Below are 9,255 nucleotides of genomic sequence, written 5' to 3' on the forward strand. Positions count from 1 at the left end.
ATCATGTGTCCCTCCTTCTTTTATTAAAATTTAAGTCCAGCTTCACGAGCGGCATCAGCCAAAGCTTTTACACGTCCATGGTATAAGTATCCGCCACGGTCAAATACTACGTCAGAAATGCCTTTTTCAGCAGCGCGTTTTGCAACTAATTCTCCAACTTTAGTAGCAGCAGAAGAATCTCCAGTGCTTTCAACGTTCAAGTCTTTATCGAGAGTAGATGCACTAGCAAGTGTAACACCATTTACATCATCGATGATTTGAGCGTAAATGTGCTTGTTAGAACGGAAAACGTTCAGGCGCGGTCTTTCAGCAGTACCGGAAAGTTTAGCGCGAACACGAGCGTGTCTTTTAAGACGAGCAGCATTTTTGCTAGTTTTCGTAATCATCTAGGTCACTCCTTTCTTCACTTTAAGCGATCTTACTTAGCAGATTTACCTTCTTTGCGGCGAACAACTTCACCTTCATAGCGGATTCCTTTACCTTTGTAAGGCTCTGGAGAACGGACAGCGCGGATGTTAGCAGCAATAGCTCCTACACGTTCTTTGTCTGTACCTTTTACAACTACTTTAGTTTGAGAAGGGACTTCGATTTCGATGCCTTCTTCAGGAACGATCTCAACAGGGTGAGAGTATCCAACATTTAAAACAAGTTTATTTCCGGATTTAGACGCACGGTAACCGACACCGACTAATTCCAAACCTCTTTCAAATCCTTTAGATACACCTTCAACCATGTTGCCAAGCAGACTGCGAGTCGTACCATGCAAGGCACGGTGCTCTTTTTGATCAGAAGGACGAGTGACTGTAAGCACATTGTCCTCTACTTTAATCTCCATATCAGGGTGAAACGTACGAGTTAATTCTCCTTTTGGTCCTTTCACAGCTACAGTGTTGTCATCATTTAACGTTACTGTAACATCAGAAGGAATCTCAAGTAACTTCTTACCTACACGAGACATACCAAACACCTCCATTCATGTTAAACTTCTTACCAAACGTATGCTAGAACTTCTCCACCAGCTTGTTTTGCACGGGCTTCTTTGTCCGTTAAAACACCTTGTGATGTAGAAATAATCGCGATTCCAAGACCGTTAAGTACGCGAGGTACTTCATTAGATTTAGCATAAACACGCAAACCAGGTTTGCTGATTCTTTTAAGACCAGTGATAACGCGCTCGTTGTTTTGTCCGTATTTCAAGAAAACGCGGATGATACCTTGTTTGCTGTCTTCTACGAACTCAACGTCACGAATGAAACCTTCACGCTTTAAAATTTCAGCAATTTCTCTTTTCAATTTAGAAGCAGGAATTTCAAGCTTCTCATGACGTACCATGTTTGCATTGCGAATACGAGTTAGCATATCTGCAATTGGATCTGTCATAACCATTATATAATTACCTCCTTCCCTTTCTTGGGGATTACCAGCTGGCTTTTTTCACGCCAGGAATTTGTCCTTTATATGCAAGCTCACGGAAACAAATACGGCAAAGTTTAAATTTACGAATGACTGAATGCGGACGTCCGCAGCGTTCACAGCGTGTGTACTCTTGTACTTTAAACTTTGGTGTACGTTGTTGTTTCGCAATCATAGACTTTTTAGCCACGATTTCGCCTCCCTTTCATTGATTATTTCTGGAACGGCATACCTACTTGAGTTAATAGCTCACGAGCTTCTTCGTCAGTATTAGCAGTTGTTACGATAACGATGTCCATTCCGCGAACCTTTGTTACTTTATCGTAGTCAATTTCAGGGAAGATTAACTGTTCTTTGATACCAAGTGTGTAGTTACCGCGACCGTCGAAAGATTTTTTAGAAACCCCGCGGAAGTCACGTACACGCGGTAAAGATACAGAAATAAGTTTATCAAGGAAATCATACATGCGCTCTCCGCGAAGAGTTACTTTCGCACCGATAGGCATTCCCTCACGAAGACGGAATCCAGCAATTGATTTCTTCGCACGAGTAACGACAGGTTTTTGACCTGCGATAAACGTTAATTCTTCAACAGCACTGTCGATTGCTTTCGCGTTTTGAACAGCGTCACCAACACCCATGTTGATTACGATTTTTTCGATTTTAGGCACTTGCATGACAGAATCATAGTTGAACTTTGTCATTAAAGCAGGTGCAATTTCTTTATTGTACTTTTCTTTAAGGCGGTTCATGAGATAGACCTCCCTTCCTTTTAATACTATTTATCTAGAACTTGCCCAGATTTTTTTGCTACACGAACTTTTTTGCCATCTTCCACTTTGTATCCTACGCGAGTCACTTCACCTGTTTTAGGATCGAGCGGCATAACGTTTGATACATGAATTGGCGCCTCTTGATTAGAAATACCGCCTTGAGGGTTAGCTTGAGTTGGTTTAGAGTGTTTCTTCACCATGTTCACACCTTCAACTAAAACGCGGTCCTTTTTAGGGAAAGCAGCAAGGATTGTTCCTTGTTTGCCTTTATCTTTACCAGAGATAACCATTACTTTATCGCCTTTTTTAACATGCATCCTGATCGCACCTCCTTGACTAAGGCATTTATTTCATTAGATAACTTCTGGAGCTAGAGAAACAATTTTCATAAAGTTGTTTTCACGCAATTCACGAGCAACTGGTCCGAAGATACGAGTTCCGCGTGGGCTCTTGTCGTCACGGATGATAACACATGCATTCTCATCGAAGCTGATGTATGAACCGTCACTTCTGCGTGCTCCGCTTTTAGTGCGAACGATAACAGCTTTTACGACTTCACCTTTTTTGACAACGCCTCCTGGTGTTGCTTGTTTAACCGTGCAAACAATTACATCACCAATGTTAGCTGTTTTACGTCCAGAACCACCAAGAACTTTAATAGTAAGTACTTCACGTGCGCCAGAGTTGTCAGCTACTTTTAAACGAGTCTCTTGTTGAATCATTATTTGTTACCTCCCTTCGGAAAAAGAATTCCGAACTTTATTAGATAATAACAGCTTCTTCGACAACTTCAACTAGACGGAAACGCTTAGTTGCAGACAATGGACGAGTTTCCATGATCTTTACGATGTCGCCAATTTTAGCTTGATTATTTTCATCATGTGCTTTGAATTTTTTTGAGTATTTTACGCGTTTACCGTAAAGTGTATGTTTTTTGTATGTTTCAACAACAACAGTGATGGTTTTATCCATTTTGTCAGAAACAACACGGCCTTGGTAAACTTTGCGCTGGTTACGTTCGCTCATGCTCACGACCTCCCCTCAGTGATTATTTATTAGCAGCAATTTCTCTTTCACGAATCACAGTTTTCATGCGCGCGATAGCTTTGCGCACTTCACGAATGCGAGCAGTATTTTCAAGTTGTCCTGTCGCTAATTGAAAGCGAAGATTGAAAAGTTCTTCTTTAAGAGACTTTACTTTTTGTTCAATTTCAGCAGTGGTAAGGTCACGAATTTCATTAGCTTTCATTTGATTCACCACCAATTTCTTCACGTTTTACGAACTTCGTTTTAATTGGCAATTTGTGAGATGCAAGACGAAGTGCTTCACGAGCAACCTCTTCAGATACACCAGAAATTTCAAATAAAACTTTGCCCGGTTTTACAACAGCTACCCAACCTTCTGGAGCCCCTTTACCGGATCCCATACGTACCTCAAGTGGTTTAGCAGTGTAAGGTTTAGAAGGGAAAATTTTGATCCAAACTTTACCGCCACGTTTCATGTAACGAGTCATCGCAATACGTGCAGCTTCGATTTGACGGTTAGTGATCCAAGAAGCTTCAAGAGCTTGGATACCGAATTCACCGAAATGTACTTCAGTACCGCCTTTCGCACGGCCACGCATTTTTCCGCGATGCTCTCTGCGATATTTAACGCGTTTTGGTAATAACATATTATTTTCCTCCTTCCTCAGTTTTCTTCTTAGTAGGAAGAACCTCTCCACGATAGATCCAGACTTTCACACCAAGCTTACCGTAAGTAGTGTCAGCTTCAGATGTTGCATAGTCAATGTCCGCACGTAATGTGTGCAATGGAACAGTTCCTTCACTGTAGTATTCAGAACGAGCGATATCTGCACCGCCAAGACGACCAGAAACCATTGTTTTCACACCTTGTGCTCCAGCGCGCATAGTACGTTGGATTTGTTGTTTCTGTGCACGGCGGAAAGAAACACGGTTTTCTAATTGACGAGCGATGTTGTCAGCAACTAGCTGTGCATCAAGATCTGCTCTTTTGATTTCAAGAATGTTAATGTGTACACGCTTGCCAGTAAGGCTGTTAAGGGCTTTACGAAGTGCTTCAACTTCAGAACCGCCTTTACCAATAACCATACCAGGCTTAGCTGTGTGGATCGTAATGTTAACGCGATTTGCTGCACGCTCGATTTCCACTTTAGAAACAGAAGCGTCAGAAAGGCGTTTGCTAATGTATTCACGAATTTTTAAATCTTCGTGCAGGAAGTCAGCGTAATCTTTACCAGCGTACCACTTAGATTCCCAATCACGAATGACTCCGATACGAAGACCGACTGGATTTACCTTTTGACCCACTACTTATCCCTCCTTCTTTTCTGATACAACGATTGTAATGTGGCTCGTACGTTTGTTGATTTGGCTCGCACGTCCCATAGCACGTGGGCGGAATCTTTTTAACGTAGGGCCTTCGTCAACGAATGCTTGAGAAATAACCAGGTTGTTAGCGTCCATTTCATAGTTATGCTCAGCATTTGCAATAGCGGATTTTAATACTTTCTCGATAATTGGAGAAGCAGCTCTTGGTGTAAGGTTCAAGATTGATACTGCCTCACCTACTTGCTTGCCTCGAATCAGGTCCATTACTAGACGTGCTTTACGAGGAGCAATACGGACTGTTCTTGCAACAGCTTTAGCTTGCATTTAAAAGCCTCCTCTCTTAGCGTCTTGTTTTTTTGTCATCACTAGCATGACCTTTGTACGTACGAGTTGGAGCGAATTCACCCAACTTATGCCCTACCATATCTTCAGAGATGAATACAGGCACGTGTTTACGTCCGTCATAGACTGCGATTGTGTGACCAATAAACTGTGGGAAAATAGTAGAACGACGAGACCAAGTTTTTACGACTTGTTTCTTGTCTGTTTCATTTAATTTCTCGATTTTTGTCATCAAGTGTCCATCGACAAATGGTCCTTTTTTCAAGCTGCGAGCCATTTTGGAACCTCCCTTCGTGATTGCACTACGGTCCGAAGTGAACCGTAGACAACCCCGTTATTTATTTTTACGACGACGTACGATAAATTTATCGGATTTGTTCTTTTTCTTACGAGTCTTGAATCCAAGAGTCGGTTTGCCCCATGGAGACATTGGTGATTTACGTCCGATTGGCGCACGTCCTTCACCACCACCGTGTGGGTGATCGTTAGGGTTCATTACAGAACCACGAACTGTAGGACGGATGCCTTTCCAGCGAGAACGTCCAGCTTTACCGATGTTGATAAGTTCGTGCTGTTCGTTACCTACTTGACCGATAGAAGCACGGCAAGCAGAAAGAATCATGCGAACTTCTCCAGAATTAAGACGTACAAGAACGTATTTACCTTCTTTACCAAGAACCTGAGCAGATGTACCAGCTGAACGTACAAGCTGTCCGCCTTTACCAGGTTTTAATTCAATGTTATGCACAACTGTACCAACAGGGATGTTGATAAGTGGAAGTGCATTACCTACTTTAATGTCAGCTTCAGGACCTGACATAATTTCAGTACCCACTTGAATTCCTTTAGGAGCAAGAATGTAACGTTTTTCTCCGTCTGCATAGTTGATTAGAGCGATGTTAGCTGAACGGTTTGGATCGTATTCAACTGTAGCAACGCGTCCAGGTATACCATCTTTATCGCGTTTGAAGTCGATAACACGGTATTGGCGTTTATGTCCGCCACCTTGGTGACGTACAGTCAGTTTACCTTGGTTGTTACGTCCGCCTTTTTTGTGAAGGGGAGCAAGCAAGGATTTTTCCGGCTTGTCAGTCGTGATTTCAGCAAAATCTGAAGTTGTCATACCACGACGTCCATTAGAGGTCGGTTTATACTTTTTAATCGCCATTTTGAATTTCCCTCCTTCTTTTTACAGATAATTAAGCTTCAAAAATTTCGATTTCTTTGCTGTCTGCAGTAAGTTTTACGATCGCTTTTCTGCGACGGCTAGTCATACCAGTGTAGCGTCCAACACGTTTTGATTTACCTTTGTAGTTCATGATGTTGACTTTGTCAACTTTCACTCCAAAGATGCTTTCAACCGCGTCTTTCACTTCTGTTTTGTTAGCTCTTACATCAACTTCAAAAGTATATTTCTTTTCAGCCATTAAATCAGCAGAACGTTCAGTAATGACGGGGCGCTTTAGAACATCACGAGGATCTTTCATTATGCAAGCACCTCCTCTACTTTTTCAACCGCTGCTTTTGTAATCAGAAGCTTCTCGTGGTTGACAACGTCTAAAACGTTGATTCCGTTAGCTTCAACTACAGTAACTCCAGGAATGTTGCGAGCAGATAAAGCCACTGCTTCGTTAGCATCCGCAGTTACGATTAAAGCTTTTTTCTCAACAGATAATCCTTTAAGGATAGCTGCCATTTCTTTTGTTTTAGCCGTATCAAGAGTAAGATCTTCAAGAACGATGATGTTGTTGTCGTTTACTTTAGAAGACAATACTGATTTGATTGCCAAGCGGCGAACTTTTTTAGGTAATTTATAAGAATAGCTGCGTGGTGTTGGGCCGAATACGACACCACCTCCGCGCCATTGCGGTGAACGGATAGAACCTTGACGGGCACGTCCAGTACCTTTTTGACGCCATGGTTTACGACCTCCGCCGCGTACTTCAGAACGATTTTTTACTTTATGAGTTCCTTGACGTAAGGAAGCTCTTTGCATAAGAATAGCGTCGAATACAACACTCTCATTTGGCTCGATACCAAATACAGAAGCGTTTAATTCGATGTCACCAGCAGTAGAACCGTTTTGGTTGTATAATGCTACTTTTGGCATGATCAATTTCCTCCTTTCCTAAGAGAGTTATTTAGATTTAACAGCACTTTTAACAGTGATTAAAGATTTCTTCGCACCAGGTACGTTACCTTTGATCAAAAGAAGATTGCGTTCTGCATCAACTTTTACGATTTCAAGGTTTTGAACAGTGATTTGCTCTCCGCCCATACGTCCAGGTAATAATTTACCTTTGAATACACGGTTAGGATCTACAGGTCCCATTGAACCAGGACGACGGTGGTAGCGTGAACCGTGAGACATAGGTCCGCGAGATTGTCCGTGGCGCTTGATTGCACCTTGGAAACCTTTACCTTTAGATACTCCTGTTACATCTACGATTTCTCCAGCAGAGAAAATTTCAACCTTGACTTCCTGACCAACTTCATACGCATCCATTTCCACTCCGCGTAATTCTTTAACGAAGCGCTTAGGAGCAGTTTCCGCTTTTGCAACGTGCCCTTTTTCAGGTTTGTTAGAAAGCTTTTCACGCTTGTCGTCAAAACCAAGCTGGATTGCTTCGTAACCGTCGTTTTCAGTTGATTTCTTTTGAAGAACAACGTTTGGAGCAGCCTCGATAACAGTTACCGGAATAAGATCACCATTTTCAGCGAATACTTGCGTCATACCAATTTTTCTTCCTAAGATTCCTTTGGTCATTCGTCACACCTCCTATTAAGATCATTCTATATTTTAGAATTAAAGTTTGATTTCGATATCGACACCAGATGGTAAGTCTAATCGCATGAGAGCATCAACAGTTTGTGGTGTTGGGTTCACAATATCGATTAAACGTTTATGTGTACGCATTTCAAATTGCTCACGAGAATCTTTGTATTTGTGCACCGCACGAAGGATTGTGTAAACTGATTTTTCAGTTGGTAACGGAATCGGACCAGATACACTAGCACCAGAACGTTTTGCCGTTTCAACAATCTTCTCTGCAGATTGATCAAGGATTCTATGATCATATGCTTTCAAACGAATACGAATTTTTTGTTTTGCCATTATTTTCCCTCCTTTTCGCCTACATCAAGTTAGACAGTTCTCCGTGAGAAAAACCTGAACACCTTTGCCATGGCAAAGCGGCCGGGTGTGTCAGCAACCTCTCACTTCATCGCAGTCAAAGACCAACATACACCATTATACAGAAAATAGACGCATGTTGCAAGACTTATTTAAAATATGCATGGTTTGCACACTTTTTTTATTATACAGGTGTTTTTCTCATTTATCAAGGACCTATCATAAGTGGTACAGCGCGTGGCGGCTCAGTGTATCCGCGAATAATGACGGCTCCTCGATATGCGGGGTGTGAGCGGATTTCTCAAATTGAAACCAGCGCTTTTCAGGTGCTACAAGCTCATGATAATATTGTTTCGATATTTCAGCAGGAACAATTAAATCATGTCTCCCCGAAATAAAAAAGCACGGTACTTTAATAGAAGGAACTGATCTAAATGCATTAAAACGGTACAACTCATCAGTTAAATGTTTTTTACTGAAGTGCAAACCATTGAGGAAGCTGTGCATATTTCTTATTCCATATTCCTTACCGGTAAGCATTTGAAATAATACAGCAAAGGATTGACGATGATGGTGAGTGAATCCTCCCCTGCTCATTTCGACACAGAACCGATAGATAAAATGCTGGATATCCTTCTTCCAAGGCGGAGCGCCAAGGAAACGTATGAGAGGGAATACTATACCGGCTCTTTTTGCATCTGAGATTTTACGTATATATTGATAAGAAGCTGATTCTTCATAGTTAGGGTTAACAACCTGACTGATTCCAAAATACGCGTAAAACAAATCCGGACGCTGTTGCAGTACTTGAAGTGCCAGCAGTGAGCCCCACGAATGACCGGCAAGATATACTTTTGTTTTTGAAAAATGATCTAGGAGCCATTGAGTGACTTGAATTGTGTCTTTAATGAAATGACTGATTGTCATGGAGTGATGAGGAATTCGTTTTGAATACGAAAGCCCGGAACCCCTTTGATCCCAATGTACTACCGTGAAATGCTGCTCTAGGTCTTTTTGATAATGTCTAACATATCCGATTTGTGGCGTCCCCGGCCCCCCATGTAAAAAAAGCAGCAATGGATTTTTTACATCAGACCCATTAATCATTAGCATTTGCTTTGTATTTTCAATGCTCAGTTCTTTCATGATAGCGATTGATCTCTTTTCAGGAATCATAAAAAATTAGCCCCTCGAATATGATACATCCTATTATACAAGAAAAAGATATGCAAACAAAAAACG

The 9,255-nt window shown here is 41.6% G+C and carries 19 protein-coding genes; all 19 read right to left on the bottom strand.

From position 1 onward, the window contains the following. Positions 1-23: 23 nt before the first annotated feature. Positions 24-386, bottom strand: a complete 363-nt coding sequence (gene rplR, locus AC0DBE_RS20470) for a 50S ribosomal protein L18 (RefSeq protein WP_014112347.1) — start codon at positions 384-386, stop codon at positions 24-26. A gap of 32 nt (positions 387-418) precedes the next feature. Further along, a complete protein-coding gene (gene rplF / locus AC0DBE_RS20475) occupies positions 419-958 on the bottom strand; it encodes a 50S ribosomal protein L6 (RefSeq protein ID WP_003225814.1) in 540 nt (179 codons plus the stop codon). A 29-nt stretch (positions 959-987) separates the two neighbouring features. Further along, a complete protein-coding gene (rpsH, locus tag AC0DBE_RS20480) occupies positions 988-1,386 on the bottom strand; it encodes a 30S ribosomal protein S8 (RefSeq protein WP_003241998.1) in 399 nt (132 codons plus the stop codon). Between the two features lie 31 nt (positions 1,387-1,417). Next, positions 1,418-1,603 (bottom strand): 30S ribosomal protein S14, encoded by a 186-nt coding sequence (gene rpsN, locus AC0DBE_RS20485; RefSeq protein ID WP_003156488.1) that lies wholly within the window; start codon positions 1,601-1,603, stop codon positions 1,418-1,420. A 22-nt stretch (positions 1,604-1,625) separates the two neighbouring features. Beyond that, a complete protein-coding gene (gene rplE, locus AC0DBE_RS20490; RefSeq protein ID WP_003225809.1) occupies positions 1,626-2,165 on the bottom strand; it encodes a 50S ribosomal protein L5 in 540 nt (179 codons plus the stop codon). A gap of 26 nt (positions 2,166-2,191) precedes the next feature. Beyond that, on the bottom strand, positions 2,192-2,503 hold the full coding sequence (gene rplX, locus AC0DBE_RS20495; protein ID WP_003156486.1) for a 50S ribosomal protein L24: 312 nt from the start codon (positions 2,501-2,503) through the stop codon (positions 2,192-2,194). Between the two features lie 36 nt (positions 2,504-2,539). Further along, positions 2,540-2,908 (bottom strand): 50S ribosomal protein L14, encoded by a 369-nt coding sequence (gene rplN, locus AC0DBE_RS20500; RefSeq protein WP_003225805.1) that lies wholly within the window; start codon positions 2,906-2,908, stop codon positions 2,540-2,542. A gap of 40 nt (positions 2,909-2,948) precedes the next feature. Continuing rightward, positions 2,949-3,212, bottom strand: coding sequence for a 30S ribosomal protein S17 (rpsQ, locus tag AC0DBE_RS20505; RefSeq protein WP_003225804.1), 264 nt, complete (start codon positions 3,210-3,212; stop codon positions 2,949-2,951). Between the two features lie 22 nt (positions 3,213-3,234). Next, complete coding sequence (rpmC, locus tag AC0DBE_RS20510) at positions 3,235-3,435, bottom strand: 50S ribosomal protein L29 (protein ID WP_003156482.1); 201 nt, start codon at positions 3,433-3,435, stop codon at positions 3,235-3,237. Then, a complete protein-coding gene (gene rplP / locus AC0DBE_RS20515; RefSeq protein ID WP_003225801.1) occupies positions 3,425-3,859 on the bottom strand; it encodes a 50S ribosomal protein L16 in 435 nt (144 codons plus the stop codon). Before rplP ends, rpmC begins: the two co-directional genes overlap by 11 nt. 1 nt (position 3,860) lies before the next feature. Then, positions 3,861-4,517, bottom strand: coding sequence for a 30S ribosomal protein S3 (rpsC, locus tag AC0DBE_RS20520; RefSeq protein ID WP_003242001.1), 657 nt, complete (start codon positions 4,515-4,517; stop codon positions 3,861-3,863). A 3-nt stretch (positions 4,518-4,520) separates the two neighbouring features. Next, positions 4,521-4,862 carry a 50S ribosomal protein L22 gene (rplV, locus tag AC0DBE_RS20525; RefSeq protein ID WP_003156475.1) on the bottom strand — a complete coding sequence of 114 codons (342 nt, stop codon included), beginning with the start codon at positions 4,860-4,862 and terminating at the stop codon, positions 4,521-4,523. A gap of 16 nt (positions 4,863-4,878) precedes the next feature. Continuing rightward, positions 4,879-5,157, bottom strand: a complete 279-nt coding sequence (gene rpsS, locus AC0DBE_RS20530) for a 30S ribosomal protein S19 (protein ID WP_003156472.1) — start codon at positions 5,155-5,157, stop codon at positions 4,879-4,881. Between the two features lie 57 nt (positions 5,158-5,214). Beyond that, positions 5,215-6,048: a 50S ribosomal protein L2 gene (rplB, locus tag AC0DBE_RS20535; RefSeq protein ID WP_003225795.1), complete on the bottom strand. Its 834-nt coding sequence runs from the start codon at positions 6,046-6,048 to the stop codon at positions 5,215-5,217. A 31-nt stretch (positions 6,049-6,079) separates the two neighbouring features. Next, positions 6,080-6,367 (bottom strand): 50S ribosomal protein L23, encoded by a 288-nt coding sequence (gene rplW / locus AC0DBE_RS20540; RefSeq protein ID WP_003225793.1) that lies wholly within the window; start codon positions 6,365-6,367, stop codon positions 6,080-6,082. Continuing rightward, positions 6,367-6,990 (bottom strand): 50S ribosomal protein L4, encoded by a 624-nt coding sequence (gene rplD / locus AC0DBE_RS20545; protein WP_003225792.1) that lies wholly within the window; start codon positions 6,988-6,990, stop codon positions 6,367-6,369. Before rplD ends, rplW begins: the two co-directional genes overlap by 1 nt. A 27-nt stretch (positions 6,991-7,017) precedes the next feature. Beyond that, the gene (rplC, locus tag AC0DBE_RS20550; RefSeq protein ID WP_003225791.1) at positions 7,018-7,647 is read right to left on the bottom strand and encodes a 50S ribosomal protein L3; all 630 of its coding nucleotides are present in this window, start codon (positions 7,645-7,647) and stop codon (positions 7,018-7,020) included. 39 nt (positions 7,648-7,686) lie between these two features. Continuing rightward, entirely contained in the window at positions 7,687-7,995 is a 309-nt protein-coding gene (rpsJ, locus tag AC0DBE_RS20555) for a 30S ribosomal protein S10 (protein ID WP_003156464.1), read from the bottom strand. Positions 7,996-8,232: 237 nt separating this feature from the next. Next, the gene (locus AC0DBE_RS20560) at positions 8,233-9,189 is read right to left on the bottom strand and encodes an alpha/beta fold hydrolase (protein WP_014112345.1); all 957 of its coding nucleotides are present in this window, start codon (positions 9,187-9,189) and stop codon (positions 8,233-8,235) included. Positions 9,190-9,255 lie beyond the last annotated feature (66 nt).

Source organism: Bacillus sp. VA15 (assembly GCF_055721145.1).

Excerpts from the sequence above, each read along its gene's own strand:
- rpsJ (WP_003156464.1), bottom strand. The coding sequence starts at position 7,995 with ATGGCAAAACAAAAAATTCGTATTCGTTTGAAAGCATATGATCATAGA.
- rplF (WP_003225814.1), bottom strand. The coding sequence starts at position 958 with ATGTCTCGTGTAGGTAAGAAGTTACTTGAGATTCCTTCTGATGTTACA.
- rplD (WP_003225792.1), bottom strand. The coding sequence starts at position 6,990 with ATGCCAAAAGTAGCATTATACAACCAAAACGGTTCTACTGCTGGTGAC.
- rpmC (WP_003156482.1), bottom strand. The coding sequence starts at position 3,435 with ATGAAAGCTAATGAAATTCGTGACCTTACCACTGCTGAAATTGAACAA.
- AC0DBE_RS20560 (WP_014112345.1), bottom strand. The coding sequence starts at position 9,189 with ATGATTCCTGAAAAGAGATCAATCGCTATCATGAAAGAACTGAGCATT.
- rplW (WP_003225793.1), bottom strand. The coding sequence starts at position 6,367 with ATGAAAGATCCTCGTGATGTTCTAAAGCGCCCCGTCATTACTGAACGT.
- rplB (WP_003225795.1), bottom strand. The coding sequence starts at position 6,048 with ATGGCGATTAAAAAGTATAAACCGACCTCTAATGGACGTCGTGGTATG.
- rplE (WP_003225809.1), bottom strand. The coding sequence starts at position 2,165 with ATGAACCGCCTTAAAGAAAAGTACAATAAAGAAATTGCACCTGCTTTA.
- rplX (WP_003156486.1), bottom strand. The coding sequence starts at position 2,503 with ATGCATGTTAAAAAAGGCGATAAAGTAATGGTTATCTCTGGTAAAGAT.
- rplV (WP_003156475.1), bottom strand. The coding sequence starts at position 4,862 with ATGCAAGCTAAAGCTGTTGCAAGAACAGTCCGTATTGCTCCTCGTAAA.
- rpsQ (WP_003225804.1), bottom strand. The coding sequence starts at position 3,212 with ATGAGCGAACGTAACCAGCGCAAAGTTTACCAAGGCCGTGTTGTTTCT.
- rpsH (WP_003241998.1), bottom strand. The coding sequence starts at position 1,386 with ATGGTTATGACAGATCCAATTGCAGATATGCTAACTCGTATTCGCAAT.
- rplN (WP_003225805.1), bottom strand. The coding sequence starts at position 2,908 with ATGATTCAACAAGAGACTCGTTTAAAAGTAGCTGACAACTCTGGCGCA.
- rplP (WP_003225801.1), bottom strand. The coding sequence starts at position 3,859 with ATGTTATTACCAAAACGCGTTAAATATCGCAGAGAGCATCGCGGAAAA.
- rplR (WP_014112347.1), bottom strand. The coding sequence starts at position 386 with ATGATTACGAAAACTAGCAAAAATGCTGCTCGTCTTAAAAGACACGCT.
- rplC (WP_003225791.1), bottom strand. The coding sequence starts at position 7,647 with ATGACCAAAGGAATCTTAGGAAGAAAAATTGGTATGACGCAAGTATTC.
- rpsS (WP_003156472.1), bottom strand. The coding sequence starts at position 5,157 with ATGGCTCGCAGCTTGAAAAAAGGACCATTTGTCGATGGACACTTGATG.